This window comes from Achromobacter marplatensis (assembly GCF_049060505.1).
GTDB classification, from domain to species: Bacteria; Pseudomonadota; Gammaproteobacteria; order Burkholderiales; family Burkholderiaceae_B; genus Achromobacter; species Achromobacter marplatensis_A.
The window spans coordinates 171,586-193,619 of sequence record NZ_JBMGRB010000010.1 but is presented as its reverse complement, the minus strand read 5'-3'; the positions used below and the strand labels follow the sequence as shown (position 1 = coordinate 193,619).

Genomic DNA, 22,034 nt, shown 5'->3' with positions numbered 1-22,034 from the left:
AAATCAGTTGAAGGCCGCGCGCTTGGCGGATGCGCCGGTGGGCGGTTCTTCGGATAGGCGGATGTCGTTCAGATCCATCCCCGCAGTCTCTTTGATCAAAAATCCGCCCGCGAACGCCATCAAGCCAAGCACACCCACATAGGCCGTGTAGACCCACTCCAGGCCCTGAGCGCCAAGCCAGGCATTGATGTAGGGGGCCGTTCCCCCAAAGATCGCGACCGACAGCGACGAGATAAACCCCACCCCCATCGCACGCGCGCCGGTAGGCACCTGTTCCGCCAGCACGGCGGGAAAAATGGCCGCAAGCAATGCCCATACCACCAGGCCGATCAGCTGCGCGACGAATAGCGTCCAGGGCTGGTCCGTGACCAGGTGCGACACGGGAAAGACCACCAAAGCCACCGCCAGGCCAAAGGCCATCACCATGGGCCTGCGGCCATAGCGATCGGCCAGCCAGCCGCAGACGGGCAGCCAAAGCAGGCATATCAACTGGGCGATCAAGCTGGCGGTATAGGCGCCCGACGGATCCATGCCTTTCGTGGCAATAGCCGTAGCCGGCGCGAAGGTGACCCAGGTGTAGTACGTAGCGTTGGACGCCGCGGCGATCATCACGATATTGCGCGCGATGCGCAGGGCCTGGCCTTTTGACACCTTCTGCGCCCCGCCCTGCTGCGCCTGGTGCTCGAACACTTCGCTCTCGCTGGCGCTTCGGCGTAGGAACAACGCGTAGACGCCCAACAGCGCCCCCACGGCAAATCCCACCCGCCACCCCCACGCTTCCATCGCCGGCTTGCCCAGCCAGGACGTCAACACCGCCGCAAGCGCGGTGGCGGCCATGACGCCGATGGTCACGCTGACGAACACGGAACTGGACCATAGGCCCCGGCGCGCGGGCGGCGCGATTTCGGCCACATAGGTATAGGCCACGCCAGACTCCCCGCCATGCGCCAGCCCCTGCATCAGGCGGCACGCGAACAGCAGGATCGAGGCCAGCACGCCCGCCTGCTCATAGGTGGGAAGCACGGCGATGGCCAGGCTGGTCAGGGCCAGCAGGCACATCGTGAGAACCAGGGTGAACTTACGGCCATAGCGGTCGCCGATGCGGCCGAACAGCCAGCCGCCGACGGGGCGGGCAAGAAAGCCCCCCGCAAAGACGGCCAACGTGGCAAGCAGCGCCGACGTGCGGTCGGCGGGATCAAACAGGTTCATGGCCAGGTAGGCCGAGAACGTGCCATAAAGTGTCCAGTCGAACCATTCCAGGGCATTGCCCACGGCGGCGGCGCGCAGCGATGCCAGCCGGCGCCGGCGGTCCTGTGTCTCCATGATTGTCGTTGTCATTGTTTTATCCGTTGGCGCATCCGCGCAAGTGTTGGGCAAACCAGCTGGCCGCTTCGCGGCTGGTGCGTTCAAAGTGCTCCGTATAGACGGAGTAGTGGCCGCCGGGCAGCAACAGCAGTTGCTTGGGCTGGTGCGCGGCATTGAAAGCGTCTTGCTGCAGGTCGGCGGGCGTCAGGCCATCGCCCGTTGCCACGATCATCAACAACGGCGTGGGCGCGATGCGGCGGACGTACATGCCCGGCTCATAGGCGCGGGCCAGCTCCAACGACCGCAGGGTCACTTCGTTGACCCACGCCGGGCAGCGCCGCGCTTCCCCGCTCATGTATTCGTAGGAATCGCGTCCCGGATAAGCGACCGGCGCATCGGGGTCCGCATCGACCATGCGCAAGGTGGCCGGCGGCAGCCCTGCGTCGCGGGCCTCGCGGTCGGCCTCGAATGCGGCTTGCAGGGCTTGCGCCTTGTCGTACCGCACGCGCCGTTGCGCGGCCGAAAAGCCACTGGTCGTCGGCACTTGGCTTACGACGCACTTGACCCGCTTGTCGATCGCGGCAACCGTCAGCGCATGCCCGCCGCTGTAGCTGCTGCCCCAGATGCCAATGCGTTCGCGATCCACCTCCGGCCGTTGGCGCAGATACGAGATGGCGGACCTGAAGTCCTGGATCTGCCGCTGCGGATCGATTTCCTGGCGCGGCAAACCCTCGCTGCGTCCCAGATTGCGGAAATCGAACGTCATGGCGGCCAGCCCTTCGTTGACCACCGCGGCCGCGTAGTCCTCCAGATCTCCCCCGGCCACCATGGACCAGCCGTGCGCCAAGGCCACGGCGCCGACAGGGCCGTCGGCCTTCGCAGGCAGATACAAGGTGCCTCGGATGCGGTCGCCCTCCACCAGAAATTCAATCGGCTCTGCCGATCCTTTGGCGCTCGCACGCCGCTGTGTTGTCTCTTCCACTGTCTTCCCTCCGTCCAGATTGACCTGCCTGATAACCGGCAGGCGGACCAAATTCTGCCCATCGCCAGCAGGGGGAACAAGCGGTAATATTGCCGCCATCAATCGGAATTGCCGATTAATCGGGGCGCAGCACTGCCCCGTTTTGGACTGCCGCGAATATGGATCTACGCCAACTGGAGTGTTTTCTCACCGTCGCCGAAACGCTGCACTTCGGCCGCGCCGCCGAGACCCTGCATATGGGCCAATCGTCCGTGTCGGAAGCCGTCAAGGCGCTTGAACGCGTGCTTGGCGCTCCGCTGTTCGAACGCAGCAGCCGTCGCGTTGCGTTGACGCCGCTGGGCGAAACCTTGAAATTGGGCGCGGGGCCAGCCGTCATCATGCTTAAAGGCGCGCTTGACGACTGCAAGCGCCAAGCGGCCGGCAAGCCGCGCCATCTGCGCATCGGTTTCCTGGGCGGCGGATTCTATGAGCTGTACCGCCCGCTCGTCTCCGAATTCAAGGCCGCCCACCCTTACGTAGAACTGGAGTTCATCGAACTGACCTACGTTACCCACTATGCCGCGGTGGCCGATGGCTCCGTGGACGCCGCCTTCTGCCGGCTACCCCTGGGCGCGGACGGTTTGAGCCATGGCCCGATCGTCTTGCGGGACCAGCGCATGCTGTGCGTCCCGCACGATCATCCCTTTGCCGCGGCGACACTGCTGGATCCGGAGGTGTTGACCAACGAGCGACTCGTGCGCATGGTGCCGGGATCAGTCAACCAGGAATGGCAGGACTATCACTTTCCCAGGCATACCCCGAAAGGCCGCCCGATTGGCGACGGGCCCGTTGTGCGCACCATCCGCGAAGGACTCTCGGCCGTCAATACGCGGCAGGGCTTGCTCATGCTGACCAAGCGCGCTGCCAGCTATTACGCGACGCCCGGGATCGCGTTCGTCGAAATCGACCTGCCGGCGATGCCCTCGGCACTGGTGCGGCGGGCGGACGACAATCGACCGATCCTGCAGGAGCTGGACGCCTTGTTGTTGCGCATCGCTGAACGCCACGGCGTGGCAGCCTGAGCGGCCAACGTGCCGGCTACCCTCACGCGCTTGACCTTGACCGCATGGCAGGCTGGAACCTTCAAGCTGGTTTCAATGGACAGGAGCTCACATGAACGACGCTATTTCCCCCTTGCATACGCATGCCTTCACCCCTCGGCCGGCGGCCCCCGGCAACGAGCCTCGATGGGCCATCGAAGAGGTCACCGCGCGCGCCGATGTCTCGGAACGGCTGGTGCGTTATTGCGACACACACGGCCTGCTTGGCAGCGCCAGGCGCGCCGGCGCCACGGGGCGGCGCTATACCCACGACGATATCTCCGTACTGCGCTTCATCAGGCGAACGCATGTCTTGGGATTCGGCATCAACGAGATTGCCCAATTGCTGTCGTTGTGGCGCGGCGGTCAGGCGCCGCAGCGGGTCCTGCAACGTCTGGAAAACGCGTATCCCGACGCGCAACACCCTTCCTGCCCGATTCTGGAAGCGCTGATGCAGGCCGGAAAACCCCCTTCCGGCCCTGCCCCTTTGCCCTAAAATGACGGCGCCCATGACACGATTCCGAACCCCTCCCCTATGCAGTTGACGCTGCCTGCGGCGCTGCCGTTGCTGGATCCGCACGCGCTGGACGCCCAGGCCGACGCCGCGGTCCGCAGCCTGATGCGGGAAGGCAGTTCCGCCAACACCGCCGCCAGCTACCGCGCCGCCATCCGGTATTGGACGGCTTGGTTCGAACTGCGCTATGGGCAACCCTTCGCGTTGCCCTTGCCGGACGCGGCTGTCATCCAATTCGTTGTGGATCACGCCCAACGGACGACGGACCAGGGGCTGAAATGGGAACTGCCGCTGGCGCTAGACCAGGAACTCGTCCGCCTGAAGGCTAAAGGCAAGTTGGGCGCGCCCAGCCTGAACACGCTATTGCAACGCTTGTCCGTGCTGTCCAAGGCGCATGAGCTGCTGGGTCACCCCAACCCTTGCCGCGCGGCGCCGGTGCGCGAGCTGCTGGCCAAGACCCGCCGCGCCTATGCCCGCCGGGGCGTGGCGCCCGCCAAAAAAGAAGCGCTGACCCGCGAACCCTTGCAAGCCATGCTGGCGACGTGCGACGACACGCTGCGTGGCCTGCGCGACCGGGCCTTGCTGCTGTTCGCGTGGGCAAGCGGCGGCCGCCGCCGTTCGGAAGTCGTGCGGGCAACGGTTGAAAACACGACGCGCACGGCCGAAGGCTTCCTTTATACCTTGGCGCATTCCAAGACTAATCAAGCGGGCGTGACGCGCGCGGACGACCAGAAGCCCATCGCGGGATCCGCCGCGCAGGCACTGGACGCGTGGCTCTCCGCCAGCGGCATCCGCCAGGGGCCGATCTTTCGCCGCGTGCGCCGCGGCGACATCATCGGCGAACCCTTGGCGGCCGCCGCGGTGCGCGATATCGTGCGCCAGCGCTGCAAACTGGCTGGCCTGGAAGGCGATTTCTCGGCGCACAGCTTGCGGTCGGGTTTCGTCACCGAAGCCGGCCGCCGCAACGTGCCGCTGGGGGACGCGATGGCCATGACGGGGCACGCCAGCGTGGCCACGGTGATGGGCTATTTCCGCGCCGGCGCGGCGGCACGCTCGCCTGCGGCGCGGCTACTCGACGAGCCGGACGCCAGCGGCCTATAGATCCGTCCGCGCATTGCCGTAATAGTGAGAGCCGGCCGCCGCAACGATCTTTGTCATGTTTACAATCACCTTACTTGCATGCGGCCTTGCCTGCCGGCATTTCGCCCCCCCTTTTTCACCCGCGGCCAGGCGCCGCGCCTGTCCTGGTCCCTAGTCCGCTCCGATCCATGCGAATCAACTTACGCGGGCTTGTGCTTGCGCTTACCGTATTTAGCGCCGCCGCTGCGACGGCCAATGCCCTGTACGCCAGCTATCGGGTGCAACGCGACCTGCTCATCACCAACACGCTGGAGTCGAACCGGGTATATGCGGCCAAGCTGGCCGAAAGCGCCGGCAACTTCCTGAAGGCCGCGCAACAGCAACTGGCCTACAGCGCGCGGCACATGGCCGTGCAGGTCGACGCGCCCGACATCCTGGCCGCGGAAGTCGCGCGCGTGCAGGAACAGACCGACAGTTTCAACTCCGTGGGTATCGTCGGCGCCGACGGCGTCATTCTGGCCACGACGCGCAACTTCCGCAGCTTCCTGGGCACGCGGGTGGACAGTCCGGGCAGCCGCGCGGCGCTTCAGGCCCGCCAGCCCATGATCAGCAAGCCCTATGTGTCGATCGCCGGCAACATGCTCATCAACCTGTCGCATCCGATCTATTCCAACGATGGCCGCTATTTGGGCTATATCGCCGGCACGATCTATCTGCGCAATGAAAGCGCCTTGCAGGAATTGCTGGGGAAACACCACTACCAAGACGGCTCGTATCTCTTCGTGGTGGATGGCGACGGCCAACTGATCTATCACGTACAAGCCGCGCGGGTGGGCGAAAACGTCATGCGTAACCCGGCGGTCGCGGCAGTGACCCAAGGCCAGTCGGGCGCGCAGCGCGTGGTCAACACCAAGGGCGTGGATATGCTGGCGGGCTACGCGGCCGAACCGATCAGCGGCTGGGGCATCATCGCGCAGCGGCCGGCCGACGTCACCCTGAAGCCGATCAACGCCCTCATCTGGACACTGATCGGCTATGCCACGCCTTTGGCGCTGGTGTTTCTGGCGGCCATCTGGTGGTGCGCCCGCCTGATCTCGCGCCCCTTGTCCCAGCTGGCCACCAACGTCGAACATCAAGACGTCGCGGTGGCGATGCAGCGCGTGCAGTCGGTCAAGGCCTGGTACTTCGAGGCCGAGCGCTTGAAGCGCGCCGTCATCTGGAGCTTCACCGCGCTGCAAGATAAGATCGGCAAGCTGAACCTGGCCAGCATCACCGACCCGTTGACCGGCCTGCGCAACCGGCGCGGCACGCAGGACGCCGTGCAAGACCTGCAAGCCTCGGGCACGCCGTTCGCGGTCGTCGCGCTGGATATCGACCACTTCAAGCGGGTAAACGATACCTATGGCCACGCCACGGGTGACGAGGTTATCCGGGGCATGGCGCAATTGATGCGCGACTGTTCACGTCCCTCCGACATCCTTTGCCGCAATGGCGGCGAAGAATTTCTGATTCTGCTGCCCAACGTGGGAATCAAGGAAGCCAGCCAGATCGCCGAACGGCTGCGCACGCACTTGGCCGACCGCTCCTTGCACGGCGTAAGCGGCATTACGGTGTCGGCCGGCGTAGCGCAATGGCCGTCATGCGGGTCGGACATCGGGCAGGTATTCGAAGCGGCGGATGAAGCGCTGTATGCCGCCAAACAGCAAGGAAGAAACCGCGTCGTCGCGCACGGCGCCTGATCGCCGCGCACGCGGCGGCCAGCAATATCAGTCAGACGGTCAAACCGTCTGATTTCCACTTAGGCTCACTGGCCGGACACCTAGACTCCCTTCACCTTGCGCGGCCGCTTTCGACAGCAGCCGCCGAGGATCCTTGTGCGCCTCGCTGCGCACCGGTCTTTCAAGGGGGAATCTCATGATCGCAGCAAGAATGACATGCAGTGCGCTGGTCGCGGCGTTGGCGGCCTTGTGCACGGGTGGCGGCGCCGCGCAAGCGGCCACCACCAGCGTCACGCTCTATGGCTTGATCGACCTGGGGCTGGGTTACGAGCGTCAGCGCCAGGCTTCCGGCTCCGGCAGCGCGTCCTCGCGCCTGTCCATGAAGGACGGCACGCGATCGGGGTCGCGCTGGGGCCTGCGCGCCGTGGAAGACCTTGGCAACGGGTACAGGGTCGTGTTCCGGCTGGAAAGCGGCTTTCAAGCGTCGGACGGCACGCAGGGGCAAGGCCAATTGTTCGGCAGATGGGCCTATCTGGGCCTGACCGGCCCCTTCGGCGAACTGCGCGCCGGCCGCCAACAGGTATTGAGCGACAGCTGGGGAGGCATCGCATCGCCATTCGGCACCAGTTGGAGCGGCGCGGCGGCTTCCATCACCTTGGGCTACAACGACGGCGACTTCGGGTCCAGCGGGCGCGTCAATAATGCGTTGATCTACCGAACGCCTGTTTTGCAAGGCTGGCAGGCGGGTGTGGGGTACAGCTTTTCCGCACATAACGAAGACCCGTTCGCAACCGCCGACCATGACCGCGTATGGACGGCCGGCTTGCGCTATCGGAATGGGCCGTTTTCCACGGCCTTCACCTACGAGCGCCTGAACCCGGACGCCCGCGCTTCGAACGCCATGCGGGCCACCAACCTCCAGTTGGGCGCCATGTATGACTTCGAGTGGATGCAGTTGCATGCCGGCTACGGCCATTTACGCGATCCCAACACGGGGCCATCGGCCGGATTCACGCGCATCAACACGTTCGTGGGCGGCGCCAGCGTTCCCCTTAACCGCCGCGGCCGCGTGCTGGCGGCCTACCAGCGTGCCACGGCATCGCGCATCAAGGGGTGGGGCCTGGGCTATCAGCACGAGCTGTCCAAGCGCACGAATCTATACGCCCTGCTTGACCGCGTGGACCGGCGGCAGTCGCACACGCTGCAATCCGTGGTGGGGATAAGGCATCACTTCTAAGCCGTTTCCCGCCCATAGCGTTACACCAGCATCGGCCAAAACGTAGGGGCCAGCCGCAGCCACATTTCGGTGCTCATCGCGTCAGGCCGGCGCTTGGGCAGGCCGGTGCAGTGCTTAAGCCTATCTCCCTGGCAAGCGAACACAATGCGGTGCGCGCGTGAAAGGTCGTTGACCACCAATACCGACCCCGCAAAGCGCTGTTTGATACGGGTCAGGTAGCCGTCGTACCCGGGGCGCAACGCGTGGAAGTTGCACACCATCATGCCCTCTGGCGCCAGCGCATTGAAGCAGGCGTCGTAGAACGCATTCGTCGTCAATTGCCGCGGCAACCCGTTGATGTCATAGCCGTCCACCAGCACGGCGTCGTACTCGTTGCGGTACTGGCGAATCAATGTCGCGCCGTCGCCTTGCAGCACCGCGAAGCGGTGGTCGTCCCGCGGCACCTGAAACGAATCCCGCAACGCGATGACGTGCGGATTGATTTCGAATACGTCGATACGGGCGGACGGCAGCTGTTGATAGCAAAATTTGGCCAACGACCCTCCTCCCAACCCGACCATCGCAATGCGCCGCGGTTCGGGGTTGAAAAGCAGGAACGCCATCATGATGCGCGTGTATTCCAGGTTGAGCGCGGACGGGTCTTTCGTCCACATGCGGCTCTGGATTTCGGCATGAGAAAACATGAGCGACCGCGATGTCGCCGTGGCATAGATGAATGGCCGAACCGGTTGAGGGTTTGATGTGTTTTCAGGCATTCCGAATACTCGCCAGGGTCAAATTGTGGGCGCCCGGCCACCCAAGAATGCGTCCGCCCGCCGCTCGCGCAGCCAAGGCGCCGCCGGCATACGGCATCGGGCATGCGGGCGGAAAGAGCGCGGGGTCGGGAAAGCGGGATGGGAAAAACCGGCGTAATCAAACGGCGCGCACCAGGCGCGCCGTTCGGAACCGGTCAATCAGGATTGAATCAGCCTGGGAATACAGGCCGGACGACAAGCGTCAGGGAGAAGGGATCAAGCGGATAGACGCAGCTTATCGGCGTCTTCTGAAGCGTCGGTGTCGGCGGGCACCGCGTCGACTTCAGATTCCTTGTTCGCGTCGGGGGCTTTCCATTCCAAGGGCGGAATCTCGAAGCGCCACTTCTTACCAATCAGTTGATGCGACATGAGCGTTCTCCTGTGCGAGGCGCATGGCCTCCCCCGCGTAAGCAAAGTACCTGCCGGATTCAAGCGTGCCAGGAATGCCGTGTGGGGACGCGGGGGAAGGCATTCGTAAAAAGGCAGCGCTGGGGGTTCGCTGTTGCTGCGCTTGGCTATGTACCTGGCTATGTACTTGACACGTATTTGTCTATGTACTTGCCTAGGTTAGCGCAGCCGTTTTTTGCTGTTGTTATTTATGCGAATTAAATGATATTAGCATAATTTTGGCAGAAAAAGCAAGCAGATCAGCGCATGCGCTTACTGTGCCGGCCCCATTGAACGCACGCGTTGACGATGGAGAATGATCGTTCTATCATGCACTTCCCTTTACGAAGAACGATCATTCTCCAAGGTTGAATTCATGACCTCCGCCACCCACGCCCTCCCCGCCGGCGCCCTGGACGACACGCAGGTCCGCCTGCTTCGTGCCACCGAGAACCTCATTTATCAAGGGGGCATCAATGCGACCGGCATGGATCTGATCGTAAAGACCTCGGGCGTTGCGCGCAAAAGCCTGTACAAGCACTACCCCACCAAAGAAGCCCTGGTGGCGGCCGCGTTGCAAGCGCGCGATCAGCGCTGGATGGAGTGGTTCATCGCCGCCACGACGCAGGCGGCGACGCCCCGCGCGCGGGTGATGTCCATCTTCGATGCCTTGCGGGAATGGTTTGCGTCGGAAGGATTCCGCGGTTGCGCATTCATTAATGCCGCCGGCGAAATCGGCGACCCCGCCAATCCAATACGCGAAGTCTCGCGTCTGCATAAGGCCCGCTTGCTGGCCCACGTGCTGACGCTGACCGAGGCCGCAGGCGTGCCCGATCCCGACGAGACGGCGCGTCAGCTGTTGGTACTGATCGACGGCGCCATCGCCGTGGCGCTGGTGACGGGCGACCTGTCGATTACCGATAGCGCCGAGCGCGCCGCCTCGGCGCTGCTGTCCGCCCATCCCTGAACCGCTTTCTTCCCCCGCACGAGGCCTTGCCATGACATCCCCTTCCGAAGTCCGCCCCCCCTTGCCGCCCTTCACCCACCAAAGCGCTATCCAGAAGGTCCGGCTGGCCGAAGACGGCTGGAACAGCCGCGACCCCGACAAGGTCGCGCTGGCCTACAGCCCGGACACGCATTGGCGCAACCGCGCCGAATTCGTGAAGAATCGCGACGAAGCCCGCGCCTTCCTGGCGCGCAAATGGGCCAAAGAGCTGGACTACCGGTTGATCAAGGAACTATGGGCTTACACGGACCATCGCATCGCGGTGCGCTACGCCTACGAATGGCACGACGACTCGGGCAATTGGTTCCGCTCCTACGGCAACGAAAACTGGGAATTCCGCGAAGACGGCCTGATGGTAAATCGCTATGCCTGCATCAACGATTTGCCCATCAAGGAAGCCGACCGCAAATTCCATTGGCCATTGGGCCGGCGCCCGGACGATCATCCGGGGTTGTCCGAATTAGGGTTGTAGGCGCCGCAGCATGGCGCGTGCAGCAATTTATCCCGGGCCTTTAACTACTTGCTCGCAGGCCTTCAATCACTCATTCGTAGGTCTTCAACCACTTACTCGTAGGCCTTCAACAACTTGCCGAGCAGGCGGCTTAATTGCTCCTGCTCGGCCGCGCTTAGCGGCGACAGCACCTCAACCTGATTGCGCAGATGCGCCACCACGGCTTCGTCGATGAGCTTTTGCCCCGGTTTCGTCAACATCACCAGGGTGGCCCGCCCATCGTCGGGGTTGGGCGTGCGTACCACCAGGCCGGCCTTTTCCAGCCGATCAATGCGGTTGGTCATGCTGCCGGACGAGATCATCGCGTCTTCGTATAACGCCGTGGGCGTCAACGCATACGGCTTGCCGCTGCGCCGCAGCGTGGCCAGCACGTCGAATTCGCCTTGCTGCAAGCCGAACTCGGCAAACAGCGGGTTGATCCGGTCGCGCGTGATCACCAGCGCGCATTCCGCCAACCGGCCCAGCACGCGCATCGTCGACACATCCAGGTCGGGACGTTCGCGGTTCCATTGTTCCACTGCCCGGCTTGCCCTATCCACGGTCTGCCTCCAATTGTCTTGACGTAAAGATAAAATAAAAATATCTTGATGCCAAGATAGTTTACCGGAACGTGCCGCATAGGGCAGCGTTTCCGGGTTTGGAGTCACCGTGTCTTCCCCCCGTTTCAACGCTTGGCGCATCGCCGCCATCATCCTTGTTGGCCTGAACCTGCGTCCCGTCCTGGCATCCGTTCCCCCATTGCTGGACTGGGTGCAAGCCGCCACGCGCATGTCGGATTCGGTGGCCGGCCTGCTGACCGCGCTGCCCGTCTTCGTCATGGGGCTTGGCGCCTTGAGCGTGGCGCCGCTGCGCCGCCTGATCGGCGAATCGGTCGGTGTGGCCGTCGGCCTGGCATTGGTCACGTTGGCCACCGCAGGCCGCTTGTGGGCGGGCCAGACCAGCCTGATGTTGGCCAGCGGCGTCGTCGCGGGCCTGGGCATCGCCCTGACACAAGCCTTGCTGCCCATCTACATCAAAACCCGCTTCACAACGGGCAGCAGCGCCATCATGGGCCTCTATTCGACCGCGATCATGGGCGGCGCGGCCGTGGCCAGCGTGACCTCGCCCATTGTCGCCGAGCGCACTGGCTGGCTGCACGCGCTGGCGGTGTGGGCCTTACCGGCCGTCATCGCATTGGCGGCGTGGCTGTGGGTGAACCGTGCATCGCCCGCGCCGTTCGTCGGCCAAGCCACATCCGGCGCGCTGCGCACCCCCCGCCCACGCGCCTGGCTGCTGGCGGTGTTCTTTGGTCTGGGCACGGGCGCGTACACGCTGGTCCTGGCATGGTTGCCGCCCTACTACACCGCATTGGGCTGGTCGGCGGTTTCGGCAGGCCAGTTGCTTGGCGCCGTGACTGCCGCAGAAATCGCCGCGGGTCTGCTCGTCTCGCTGTGCATCGGCCGTTTGCCAGACCGACGGCCGGCGCTCTTCGTGGCGATCGGCGCGCTGTTCCTGGGTTTGGTCGGCTGGATCGCGGCGCCCGCCGCGTTAGCCTGGCCTGCCGCCATCCTGGCGGGACTGGGCATCGGCGCACTCTTTCCGTTGTCGCTGATCGTGGCCATGGATCATGCCGCGGCCCCCTCGGAAGCCGGCCGGCTGGCGTCGTTCGTGCAAGGCGTTGGATATCTGATCGCCGCGCTGTTCCCATTTGCGGCGGGCCTGATCCGCCAGCATCTGGCCGACCTCACGCCGGCATGGATCTTGATGACACTGATCTGCGTGGTGCTTTTCGCCATGGCGATCCGCTTTCGTCCGCCATCCGTGGTGTAGCTGGCCTAGGGATTTCCCGCAATTTTCCGCTTAAATAACGCGCTCGGCGCAATTCTCCGTTTGCCTGAAAGGTGAACGGAAGTTTGGATTTTTAGACTCCCGCATTCATTGCAATGTCAGTTTTTGTTCAGACAGCAGTCAGACAAAAGCACAACAACGGGAGACTAGACCAATGCAGTCGAAACGCAGCGCCGTCCGGCGCGAAGCGTGGGCAGCCGGCACGATGATCGTGCTGGGCCTGGGCGCTATCGCGCAGGCATCCACCTACACCTTAGGCAGCCTGGCACGTATGGGGCCGGGTATGTTCCCGGCGATATTGGGCGCCTTGCTGGTCATGCTGGGTCTGGTCATCGCAAAGATGGCCGCGTCCCCTGCCGCCGCCGAAGAAGACGCCGAAGACGTTCCACCGCCCGAATGGCGCGGCTGGGGCTGCATCATCGGCGGCTTGCTTGCCTTCATCCTGATCGGCAAATTCGGCGGTCTGGTGCCCGCCACGTTCGTCCTGGTATTTCTTTCCGCGATGGGAGACCGTCAACACACGTGGCGCACCGCCGCGATGTTGGCCGTGGGCGTGACGATCCTGGGCGTGGCCGTGTTCTCGTGGGCGCTGCAACTGCAATTTCCGCTGTTCCGTTGGGGCTGAGCGATGGATATCTTCAATAACCTGATGCACGGGTTTTCGGTGGCCTTCGCGCTGGACAACCTGATGTGGGCCGTGTTTGGCGTGTTCATGGGCAACTTGATCGGCGTGCTGCCGGGCATGGGCGTGCTAGCCGCCATCTCCATCCTGCTGCCGCTTACCTACACCATGACCCCGACCGCCGCGCTGGTGATGTTGTCCGGCATCTATTACGGTTCGCAGTATGGCGGCGGCATCACCTCCATCATGCTGAACCTGCCGGGCACGGCGTCGCATGCCGTGGCGTGCCTGGACGGCAATCCGCTGGCGCGCAACGGCAAAGCTGGGTCCGCCTTGTTCATGCTGATGTTCTCGTCGTTCTGCGGCGCATCGGTGGGCATCCTGGCCATGATCCTGTTTTCCCCGCTGCTGGTGGACGTGGCCTTCAAGTTCGGCCCGGCCGAGTATTTCTCCATGATGATGCTCGGCCTGCTGGCCGGCGCCACCTTGGCGAAGGGGTCGGCGATCAAGGGCGTGGCGATGGTGGTCGTGGGGCTGCTGCTGGGCGTGGTCGGCACCGATGTCAACACGGGCACGATGCGCTTTCACTTCGGCATCCTGGAACTGTCCGACGGGTTGCAGATCGTGGCGCTGGCCATGGGCCTGTTCGGCGTGGCGGATTTCCTGAAGAACATCAACCGCATCGGCGGCGACAGCAAGGTCACCTCGGCCAAGGTCGGCATGAAGTCCATGCGGCCGGAAGCCGGCGACATCAAGCAATCGCGCGGCGCCCTGGTGCGCGGCACGGCCATCGGCGCGGCGTTCGGCATCCTGCCTGGCACGGGCCCGACGATCGCGTCGTTCATCTCTTATGCGGTGGAAAAGAAAGTGGCGCGCGAACCGCGCCGCTTCGGCCGCGGCGCGATCGAAGGGATCGCGGGCCCGGAAGCCGCCACCAGCGCGTCGACGCAGACAAGCTTCATTCCCACGATGAGCCTGGGCATTCCCGGTGATCCGGTAATGGCCCTGATGCTGGGCGCGCTGATCATCCACGGCATCCAGCCCGGCCCGCAGATGATGATCGAACACGCCGACATGTTCTGGGGTCTGATCGCCAGCTTCTGGGTGGGCAACGTGCTGCTGTTGCTGTTGAACCTGCCGCTTATCGGGATGTGGGTGCGCTTGCTGACGGTGCCGTTCCGCTACCTGTTCCCGGCCGCGCTGTTCTTTGTCTGCGTGGGCGTCTACAGCACCAACAACAACCTGTTCGACGTCGGCATGGTGACGGTGTTCGGGGCAGCGGGCTACGCGCTGATCCGGCTGCGGTTCGAACCCGCGCCGCTGCTGCTGGGCTTTGTGCTGGGGCCGATGGTGGAAGAGAACTTCCGCCGCGCTCTGTTGCTGTCGCGCGGCGAGCTGTCGATCTTCGTGTCGCGCCCGATCAGCCTGGGCTTCATCCTGGCCTGCGTCGCGCTGATCGCGCTGCTGGTCGCATCGGCGGTTCGCCAACGCAACAAGGGACGCGCGGCGCTGCAGGAATCGGAATCGGCGGCGTAGCCGTCAGTCGTCCGGAGGCGCTGCCAGCGGGCCGGCGGTATGACCGTCGATATGGCCTAGCGGGCGCCCCGGATCCAGCCGGTCGCGCACGCGCTGCTTCAGCACCTTGGCTTCCGGGAAGCCGCCGTCGCTCTTGCGGTCCCAGATCAGGTCGCCGTTGTAGGTAATCTGGAAGATGCCGCCGGTACCGGGTTGCAGCACCACTTCACCCAAGTCGGTCGAAAACGTGGACAGCAGTTCTTGCGCCATCCAGCCAGCCCGCAGCAGCCACTGGCACTGGGTGCAGTAGAGGATGACGATGCGGGGACGAAAGGCGGGCGTGTTCATGCCGGATATTTTACTGCGTCCGACGTGGCCGCGCCCGGCTTCGGCCGCGTCACGCATTGGTGGATAATGTCGGGTTTTCCCGGGTGCGCAATGCGCCCAGAGCCTGCCATGAAGTCTGCTGCATCCTCCCGAAGCCAACGCTGGCTGATCGGTCTTTTGATGGGACTGGTCACGCTGACGCCGATGGGCATCGACATCTACCTTCCCTCCCTGCCCGCGATGGCGCAGGATTTCGGCCAGCCCGTGAGCGCGCTGCAGGCCAGCATTACGCTGTTCATCTTCGCGGTGGGCGTCGGCCAGATGCTGATCGGCCCGCTGGCCGACCGCTATGGCCGCCGGCCGGTCGCCCTGGGCGGCGCGTTGGCCTACCTGGCCGGCTCGGCGCTCGGCGCCGCAGCAACATCGCTCGAGATGTTCTATGCGGCCCGCGTCATCCAGGGGCTGGGCGCATGCTCGGCCTCGCTGGTGGCGTTCGCCGCCGTGCGCGACCGATTCAGCCCGGCGGTCGGCGCCCGCGTCTATAGCTATCTGAATGGCGCGCTGTGTTCCGTGCCGGCGCTGGCGCCCATGCTGGGCGGCATCCTGGCGGTGCAGGCCGGCTGGCGCAGCACGTTCGTGTTCATGGTCGGGTTCGCGCTGGCCTTGGCCGCGCTGTTGGCCAAGCGTTTCGAGGAGACCCGCGCGGCGCCGGCCCCGTCCCAGCCCCGGACCGCGCTCTACAGTCTGCGCCGCTATCTGCCCATCGTCGCCAGCGGCCGGTTCCTGTACTTTGCGATGTTCGGCACGGCGGGCATGGCGATGATCCTGGTGTTCGTCTCGGCGGCGCCGGTCGTGCTGGTGCAGCAGTTGGGGTATACCGAGCTGGGCTTCTCCGCATGGTTCGGCGGCAACGCCGCGATCAACATCGCCGCCTTCTTCCTGGCGCCGGCCTTCATCTCGCGCTACGGCCGTCACACCATGGTGCGGGTCGGGATGGCGGCGCTGCTGCTGGCGTCGGCCATGCACGCCGCCGCCTGGTGGTGGGCGCCGTTGTCGGCATGGATCTTCATGCTGCCCGTCGCCGTGCTGACCGTGGGCTTTTCGCTGGCGCTGGGATCGGGCCTGAGCCTGGCGCTGGAACCGTTCGCCGAACGCGCCGGCACCGCGGCCGCCGTGTATGGCCTCTTCCAGATGAGCGGCTCCGCCGTCATCGCGACCTTGCTGCTGGACAGCGGCGTGGCGCCCCAGGCCGCGATGGCCCTGATCGGCGCACTGATCGTCGCGCCGCTGCTATGCCTGGCGCCCGGCATGGCCCGGCGATTGGCTGGCTGATTGGCTGGCTGAATCGCTGGCTGAATCGCAGCGCGGCTTGCGATAGTATCCAGGAACCCTCTTTCCTGGAGACGACATGGCCCTGGACACTTCGGCGCAACCGCCGCTGCTTGAACGCACCACGGAAAACGGCGTGGTGACGCTGCGCATGAACCGCCCGTCGCAATTCAATGCCTTGTCCGAAGGCTTGCTCGGCGCGTTGCAGCAAGAGATCGACGCGCTGGAGCGTGATACCGACGTGCGCTGCGTCGTGCTGGAATCGGCGGGCCGGGCGTTCTGCGCCGGGCACGACCTGCGGGAAATGCGCAGCCAGCCGTCGCTGGACTACTACCGCGCGCTGTTCCGCAAATGCGGCAGCGTCATGCAGGGCTTGCAGGCGCTGCCTGTTCCCGTCATCGCCAAGGTGCAAGGCATCGCTACCGCCGCGGGGTGCCAATTGGTCGCCAGTTGCGACCTGGCGGTGGCCGCCGACAATGCGCGCTTTGCCGTATCCGGCATCAATGTCGGCCTGTTCTGCTCGACCCCCGCCGTGGCGCTCAGCCGCAACGTGTCGGCCAAGCGCGCCTTCGAGATGCTGGTGACCGCCCGCTTCATCGATGCAGCCCAGGCCGCCGATTGGGGCCTGATCAACGACGCCGTGCCCGAGGCGCAACTGGATGCCCGGGTGCGCGCCCTGACCGCCGAGATCCTGACGAAAAGCCCGTCGGCCATCCGCTATGGCAAGCATATGTTCTACAAGCAACGGCAGATGGCGTTGGCCGACGCGTATGACTATGCGGGCGATGTCATGGCGCGCAACATGATGGAAGCCGACGCCTGCGAGGGCATCGACGCCTTTCTGGAAAAGCGCGCGCCACGCTGGCAGGCGTAGATCTTGCTAGGCCGCAAAGGCGGTCTGCCCAGGCCCTAGTTCAACCAAGCCAGGGCCCAGCCGCCAGCTGCCGCCACCAGCACGACCCAGACAGGCGACCAGCGCGCATAGACCAGCAACGCGAACAGCAACAACGCTAGCGCAAAATCGGCCTTGGTCAGGATGGAGGTGGTCCAGACGGGGTCATAAAGCGCCGCCAGCAGAATACCCACTACGGCAGCGTTCACGCCTGCTGCCATGTTGCGCACGCCTGGCCGCCGCCGCAGGGTTTCCCAGAACGGCAACGCCCCAGCCACCAGCAAAGCGCCGGGCAGGAAGATGATGGCCAGGAATGCCAGCCCGCCTGCCCAGCCCGACAACGGGCCGGCGGACGATGCGCCCAAAAAGGCGGCGAATGCGAACACCGGACCCGGCATGGCCTGCGCCGCGCCGTAGCCGGCCAGGAAATCGGCGTTGGACACCATGCCGCCCGATACCGCCGTGGCCTCCAGTAAAGGCAACACGACGTGGCCGCCGCCAAATACCAGCGCGCCGGCGCGATAAAAGCCTGCGATCTGGACAGCCAGCGGGGAATCGGACAGAACGGCCCACGCAGGCAGGCCCGCCAGCAGCGCCGCAAACAGCGCAATCGCAAGATAGCCCGCGCGGCGCGACCCGCCCTGCGCGCGGCTGGCCAAAAGGGGCCGAGGCGGCACCTGCAACGCGGCGGCGCCCACGACGACGCCGAGCAAGACCGCGCCCAGTTGCCCCCAGGCGGTGGGCAGCGCGGCGGTGAGCAACGCCGCCGCCACTGCCAATGCCGCCCGTGGGCGGTCCGGGCACAGGGTTCGGCCCATGCCCCAGACGGCCTGGGCGATGATCGCCACCGCCGCCACTTTCAATCCGTGTATGGCGCCCGATTGCGACAGCCAGCCGAAATGCGCCAACCCCAACGCAAAACCAATCAGGGCCAGCGCGGTCGGCAAGGTGAAGGCCAGCCAGGCGGCCGCCATGCCAGGCCAGCCCGCGCGTCGCAGCCCGATCGCCATGCCGACCTGGCTGCTTGCCGGACCGGGCAGGAATTGGCACAGCGCCACCAGGTCGGAATAGGCGTAGTCATCAAGCCAGCGACGTTTGTCGACGAACTCCGTGCGGAAAAACGCCAGATGGGCCACCGGTCCGCCGAACGAAGTGAGCCCCAGGCGCAGAAAGACAAGGAATACTTCAAAACAGGAACCCCGGCCGCTGTCCACGCGTTCGTGCGTGGCGGGCCGGCTGGCGACGTGCTCGTCGTGGGGAGGCGGGTGCGGCATCTTGCTGAGCGATCAATGGCAGGCGGGGCGCCGAATGTCCGCCCCTTCCCATGCTTATAGCCGGGGCGCGCGGCAGTTTCAATCGGGTCTGACGGCCCTTGCCGCGCGATCGGCCCGTGCGTGGCGGGCGCGGACTGCACGAATCTTCACAATTGACACACAAATCCAGGGAATTTCGACGCGCGCGCGTCGCTAGCATGCGCGATTAGCCCGCTATCGCCGCATGATTTACACCGCCCTTCCCAACCTCCGCTTCGCGCCGCGCCTGACATTTGGCGCCACAGGAAAGGCCCCCTGATGCTTAAGTTCGCGATGCGCATCGTCATCATCGCCACGATCGGCTATGCCGTGGCGACGCAGCTGGTCAACCTCAGCTTCGGATACTTGCTGGACTCGATTAGCGCCGACCTGTCCTACCGCGCGGTGCGCGGACAGATCTACGCGCTACACAAAGATCTGGACGCCATCGCGCCGGAGGACCGGGCCCGCTATATCCTGGAAGAACTGCTGCCCCATTATGGCCTTGTCCTGACGCTGCTGCCCGACAGCAAAGTGACGCCGACGCCGGCAGAGCAGCAACAGCTGGACCGCACCGGCCTGATCATGCGGGACGACTACAACACGTACCTGACCCGCCTGCCGGGCGAGCCGGTGCAGTGGCTGGACGTGCGGCTGCCGTTGGAACCCGCAATGGAGCGTTGGATCACCTGGTCCGCCTGGGCGGCGCTGAGCATCGTGCTGGCAATCGTCCTGCTACTGGGTTGGGCCCTGCCGATCTGGCGAGACCTGGACGCGTTGCGCAAGGCGACCCTGCGCATGGGCCAGGGCGACATGAGCGTGCGCGTGCGCCTGTCCCGTATTTCGGGGATTCGGCATGTGGGCGAAAGCTTCAACCACATGGCCGAACGCATCGCGGCGCTGATCGACAACCAACGCAGCCTGACCAATGCCGTGTCGCATGAACTACGCACCCCGCTTGCCCGCCTGTCGTTCGAAGTGGACATGCTGGGCCATGACCGCTATCTGCCGCGCCGCGGACAGATCCTGCAGGACATGCGCACCGACATCTCGGAGCTAGAGGCGATGGTCGCCGAATTGCTGGTCTATGCGCGGTTGGAACGGCCCGCCGACGACAACGTGAAGCAGGAGACCGTGGACGTGTGCGACTGGCTGGGCGAAGCGTTGGCGCAGGTCGCCCATCAGGCGGACGCCCGAGGCATCCAATGCGGGGTACGCCAGGGCCATCCTGCCCACGTCGAATTGCATCCGCGCTACATGAGCCGCGCCTTGCTGAACCTGGTGCAGAACGCCGTGCGCTATGCCAGCCAGCGCGTCGAGATCGAGCTGAAACAAATCCCCGGCGAAGGCTACGAGCTTCTGGTGGATGACGATGGCGGCGGCATCGCCGAAGCGGATCGGGAACGCGTGTTCGAACCGTTCATCCGGCTGGACGAGAGCCGCGACCGCGGCACGGGCGGCGCCGGCCTGGGGCTGGCCATCGTGAAGCGGGTGGCCGCGAACCACGGCGGCACGATCGACATCCAGGACAGCCCGCTAGGCGGCGCGCGGTTCGTGCTGCGCTGGCCAGGCTTGGGCGCCGGCACGCCCCATGGCCTATAACAAAACACGATTTATGGCACTTTTTGCCTAGGCCAATCCGACGCATGATTCGAACTCCCATCCTCATTCGAAAACAGCGTTTCAGAAAGGTAGGCAAATGAGCCAACGATTGAATTATTTCCAGGTGTCGGCCGAACTGTCCAAGAAGTACATGGACTTCAGTGCGGCGATGAAGAAGGTGCCGGCCATTGAGGAATTCGGCGACCTGATCGATATCCGCGCGTCGCAAATTAATGGCTGCGGTTTTTGCCTGGACATGCACGTCAAGCAAGCCAAGCTGCACGGCGAACGCGAATTGCGCCTGCACCATATCGCCATCTGGCGTGAATCTCCCCTTTTCTCGGCCCGCGAACGGGCCGCGTTGGCATGGACCGAAGCGCTGACGACCCTGCCCGCGCACGGCGTGCCCAACGAGGTGTATGAGCAGGCGCGCGAGGCGTTCACGGAAGCCGAAATCTCGGACCTGACGTTCCGCGTGGTCGCCATCAATGGCTGGAACCGCCTGAATGTAGCGTTCCGGACCGTGCCGGGCTCGGCGGACGCCGCCTTCGGCCTGGACAAGGCCGGGTTGAACTAAGGCCTACATCAGCGCCTTGATCCGCACGCCCAACGCATGGGCTTGCGTTTCCGAGGCGATGTTCGTGAAGCTAAGCAACAGGCCCTCTTGCGGATTCGGCAACGAGGACCAGCGCGACAGCGCATGCGCATACATGCCTTGCTCCAGCATCCGCGCCGCCAGCGGCTGATCCCACTGCCGGCCGTCCATGCGCGCCACCAGGTGCATGCCGCCCGGTTGCGGATCGATACGCATGCGCCGCCCCAGGGCGGCGGTCAGGCCCGCAGCCGTGGCGTTGCGCCGTTCGCCGTACAAGCGCCGCATGCGCTGGATATGGCGCCCGAAATGCCCTTCGGTCATGAAAGCGGCCAGGATGGATTGGGTCAAACCCGGGGCGGTGCCCGACAGCAGTCGACAGACACCGTCAAACCGCGCCGCTTGCGCCGCCGGCACCACCAGGTACGCCAGCCGCATTCCCGGAAACAGCACCTTGCTGAACGAGCCGGCATACAGCACCCGCCCCTGCGCATCCAGGCTTTTCAACGCCGGCAAGGGCCGGCTGGCATAGCGGTATTCGCCGTCATAATCGTCTTCGACGATCCAGGCCTGCTGCCGTTCCGCCCATTCCAACAGGGCTTGCCGGCGCGGCAGCGACAAGGACATCGACAGCGGGCTTTGATGCGCCGGCGTCACTACGGCCGCCTTTGCGTCGGCGCATTGCGCAATGCCCTCGCCGACCATCAGGCCGTCGTGATCCACCGGTATCGGCACCGCCTGCATGCGGGCCTGCGCCAGCAAGGCGCGCGTGGGCGGGTAACCCGGGTCTTCCACCCATACGCGGTCGCCCGGCGCAAGCAGCGCCTGCATGACTAACTGCATCGAATGGTTGTAGCCCGAGGTGATGAACACCTCGGATGGCTGACAGTGGATACCGCGCGCCACTTGCAAGTACGCGGCCACGGCGGTCCGCAAGCCCGTCAGCCCGTTGGATGGCGGATAGGACAGGTCCGGCGCCTGCACGCCGCGCAACTGTCGGGCGCCCAGCCGCGCCCACAGCTTGCGGGGAAATTCGTCCAGGGCCGGAATTCCCATCTGGAACGGCAGGATGACGGCGGGGCGATGCCAGCCGTGTTCGTCGTCAGGCGGTTCCGGCATCGGCGACACCGTGGCGGGCCGCGCTTGCGGCTGCAAGTCGGGCGCGACGATGGTGCCCGCCTGCCCGCGTGCCTGGATGTAGCCTTCGGCGACCAACAGCGAATACGCCACTTCGACCGTACCGCGCGCCACGCCTATTTCCTTGGCCAACGCGCGGGCGGAAGGAATGCGGTCGCCGGGTACCAGCGTGCCTTGCGCGATCGCGCCGCGAAACCGGTCGTAAATCTGGCGATAGAGCGGATTGCCGCTGTCGGAGGCTAGCGGCGGCATCCCGGCCCCAGGGCGTTGATCGGTCATGGCATAG

22 protein-coding genes are annotated in these 22,034 nt (G+C 64.9%); 14 read left to right on the top strand and 8 right to left on the bottom strand.

Going from position 1 to position 22,034, the window contains the following annotated elements; translation table 11 throughout:
* Positions 1 to 3: 3 nt before the first annotated feature.
* Both ACI0FO_RS23705 and ACI0FO_RS23700 read right to left on the bottom strand, forming a co-directional pair.
* Positions 4 to 1,338 carry an MFS transporter gene (locus ACI0FO_RS23705; RefSeq protein WP_416030706.1) on the bottom strand — a complete coding sequence of 445 codons (1,335 nt, stop codon included), beginning with the start codon at positions 1,336 to 1,338 and terminating at the stop codon, positions 4 to 6.
* Between the two features lie 4 nt (positions 1,339 to 1,342).
* A complete protein-coding gene (locus tag ACI0FO_RS23700) occupies positions 1,343 to 2,227 on the bottom strand; it encodes an alpha/beta hydrolase (RefSeq protein WP_416030922.1) in 885 nt (294 codons plus the stop codon).
* Positions 2,228 to 2,445: 218 nt separating this feature from the next.
* Between ACI0FO_RS23700 and ACI0FO_RS23695 the strand changes: the two genes are divergently transcribed.
* The 5 genes from ACI0FO_RS23695 to ACI0FO_RS23675 all read left to right on the top strand — a co-directional run bounded on the left by ACI0FO_RS23695 (position 2,446) and on the right by ACI0FO_RS23675 (position 7,915).
* Entirely contained in the window at positions 2,446 to 3,348 is a 903-nt protein-coding gene (locus ACI0FO_RS23695) for a LysR family transcriptional regulator (RefSeq protein ID WP_416030705.1), read from the top strand.
* A 91-nt stretch (positions 3,349 to 3,439) separates the two neighbouring features.
* Entirely contained in the window at positions 3,440 to 3,862 is a 423-nt protein-coding gene (locus ACI0FO_RS23690; protein WP_416030704.1) for a MerR family transcriptional regulator, read from the top strand.
* Positions 3,863 to 3,901: 39 nt separating this feature from the next.
* Complete coding sequence (locus ACI0FO_RS23685) at positions 3,902 to 4,981, top strand: site-specific integrase (protein WP_416030703.1); 1,080 nt, start codon at positions 3,902 to 3,904, stop codon at positions 4,979 to 4,981.
* Between the two features lie 167 nt (positions 4,982 to 5,148).
* Complete coding sequence (locus tag ACI0FO_RS23680) at positions 5,149 to 6,699, top strand: sensor domain-containing diguanylate cyclase (RefSeq protein WP_416030701.1); 1,551 nt, start codon at positions 5,149 to 5,151, stop codon at positions 6,697 to 6,699.
* Between the two features lie 175 nt (positions 6,700 to 6,874).
* Positions 6,875 to 7,915 carry a porin gene (locus tag ACI0FO_RS23675; protein WP_416030699.1) on the top strand — a complete coding sequence of 347 codons (1,041 nt, stop codon included), beginning with the start codon at positions 6,875 to 6,877 and terminating at the stop codon, positions 7,913 to 7,915.
* Between the two features lie 20 nt (positions 7,916 to 7,935).
* On the opposite strand, the gene ACI0FO_RS23670 is transcribed toward ACI0FO_RS23675, so the two are convergent.
* Complete coding sequence (locus tag ACI0FO_RS23670; RefSeq protein ID WP_416030698.1) at positions 7,936 to 8,598, bottom strand: transferase; 663 nt, start codon at positions 8,596 to 8,598, stop codon at positions 7,936 to 7,938.
* Between the two features lie 327 nt (positions 8,599 to 8,925).
* Positions 8,926 to 9,078: a hypothetical protein gene (locus ACI0FO_RS23665; RefSeq protein ID WP_416030696.1), complete on the bottom strand. Its 153-nt coding sequence runs from the start codon at positions 9,076 to 9,078 to the stop codon at positions 8,926 to 8,928.
* A gap of 394 nt (positions 9,079 to 9,472) precedes the next feature.
* Here ACI0FO_RS23665 and ACI0FO_RS23660 point away from each other — a divergent pair, with 394 nt between their 5' ends.
* Together ACI0FO_RS23660 and ACI0FO_RS23655 are read left to right on the top strand one after the other, a co-directional pair.
* Positions 9,473 to 10,063, top strand: a complete 591-nt coding sequence (locus ACI0FO_RS23660) for a TetR/AcrR family transcriptional regulator (protein ID WP_416030694.1) — start codon at positions 9,473 to 9,475, stop codon at positions 10,061 to 10,063.
* Between the two features lie 31 nt (positions 10,064 to 10,094).
* Positions 10,095 to 10,574, top strand: a complete 480-nt coding sequence (locus tag ACI0FO_RS23655; RefSeq protein WP_416030693.1) for a DUF1348 family protein — start codon at positions 10,095 to 10,097, stop codon at positions 10,572 to 10,574.
* A gap of 92 nt (positions 10,575 to 10,666) precedes the next feature.
* On the opposite strand, the gene ACI0FO_RS23650 is transcribed toward ACI0FO_RS23655, so the two are convergent.
* Positions 10,667 to 11,152: a MarR family winged helix-turn-helix transcriptional regulator gene (locus ACI0FO_RS23650; protein WP_416030692.1), complete on the bottom strand. Its 486-nt coding sequence runs from the start codon at positions 11,150 to 11,152 to the stop codon at positions 10,667 to 10,669.
* Between the two features lie 109 nt (positions 11,153 to 11,261).
* Here ACI0FO_RS23650 and ACI0FO_RS23645 point away from each other — a divergent pair, with 109 nt between their 5' ends.
* The 3 genes from ACI0FO_RS23645 to ACI0FO_RS23635 all read left to right on the top strand — a co-directional run bounded on the left by ACI0FO_RS23645 (position 11,262) and on the right by ACI0FO_RS23635 (position 14,598).
* Complete coding sequence (locus ACI0FO_RS23645; protein ID WP_416030690.1) at positions 11,262 to 12,422, top strand: MFS transporter; 1,161 nt, start codon at positions 11,262 to 11,264, stop codon at positions 12,420 to 12,422.
* A gap of 172 nt (positions 12,423 to 12,594) precedes the next feature.
* Positions 12,595 to 13,065 (top strand): tripartite tricarboxylate transporter TctB family protein, encoded by a 471-nt coding sequence (locus ACI0FO_RS23640; RefSeq protein ID WP_416030688.1) that lies wholly within the window; start codon positions 12,595 to 12,597, stop codon positions 13,063 to 13,065.
* 3 nt (positions 13,066 to 13,068) lie between these two features.
* Positions 13,069 to 14,598 (top strand): tripartite tricarboxylate transporter permease, encoded by a 1,530-nt coding sequence (locus tag ACI0FO_RS23635; protein ID WP_416030687.1) that lies wholly within the window; start codon positions 13,069 to 13,071, stop codon positions 14,596 to 14,598.
* A 3-nt stretch (positions 14,599 to 14,601) separates the two neighbouring features.
* On the opposite strand, the gene ACI0FO_RS23630 is transcribed toward ACI0FO_RS23635, so the two are convergent.
* Complete coding sequence (locus tag ACI0FO_RS23630; protein WP_105558637.1) at positions 14,602 to 14,925, bottom strand: SelT/SelW/SelH family protein; 324 nt, start codon at positions 14,923 to 14,925, stop codon at positions 14,602 to 14,604.
* Positions 14,926 to 15,033: 108 nt separating this feature from the next.
* Here ACI0FO_RS23630 and ACI0FO_RS23625 point away from each other — a divergent pair, with 108 nt between their 5' ends.
* Both ACI0FO_RS23625 and ACI0FO_RS23620 read left to right on the top strand, forming a co-directional pair.
* Positions 15,034 to 16,236 (top strand): multidrug effflux MFS transporter, encoded by a 1,203-nt coding sequence (locus tag ACI0FO_RS23625; RefSeq protein WP_416030686.1) that lies wholly within the window; start codon positions 15,034 to 15,036, stop codon positions 16,234 to 16,236.
* A 76-nt stretch (positions 16,237 to 16,312) separates the two neighbouring features.
* Entirely contained in the window at positions 16,313 to 17,107 is a 795-nt protein-coding gene (locus ACI0FO_RS23620) for an enoyl-CoA hydratase (protein WP_416030684.1), read from the top strand.
* Positions 17,108 to 17,142: 35 nt separating this feature from the next.
* On the opposite strand, the gene chrA is transcribed toward ACI0FO_RS23620, so the two are convergent.
* Positions 17,143 to 18,399: a chromate efflux transporter gene (gene chrA, locus ACI0FO_RS23615; protein WP_416030682.1), complete on the bottom strand. Its 1,257-nt coding sequence runs from the start codon at positions 18,397 to 18,399 to the stop codon at positions 17,143 to 17,145.
* A 297-nt stretch (positions 18,400 to 18,696) separates the two neighbouring features.
* Here chrA and ACI0FO_RS23610 point away from each other — a divergent pair, with 297 nt between their 5' ends.
* Positions 18,697 to 20,019 (top strand): ATP-binding protein, encoded by a 1,323-nt coding sequence (locus ACI0FO_RS23610; RefSeq protein ID WP_416030680.1) that lies wholly within the window; start codon positions 18,697 to 18,699, stop codon positions 20,017 to 20,019.
* Positions 20,020 to 20,116: 97 nt separating this feature from the next.
* Positions 20,117 to 20,596 (top strand): carboxymuconolactone decarboxylase family protein, encoded by a 480-nt coding sequence (locus tag ACI0FO_RS23605; protein WP_416030678.1) that lies wholly within the window; start codon positions 20,117 to 20,119, stop codon positions 20,594 to 20,596.
* 3 nt (positions 20,597 to 20,599) lie between these two features.
* Here the strand turns inward: ACI0FO_RS23605 and ACI0FO_RS23600 are convergent, their stop codons facing one another.
* Positions 20,600 to 22,027: a PLP-dependent aminotransferase family protein gene (locus tag ACI0FO_RS23600; protein ID WP_416030676.1), complete on the bottom strand. Its 1,428-nt coding sequence runs from the start codon at positions 22,025 to 22,027 to the stop codon at positions 20,600 to 20,602.
* Positions 22,028 to 22,034 lie beyond the last annotated feature (7 nt).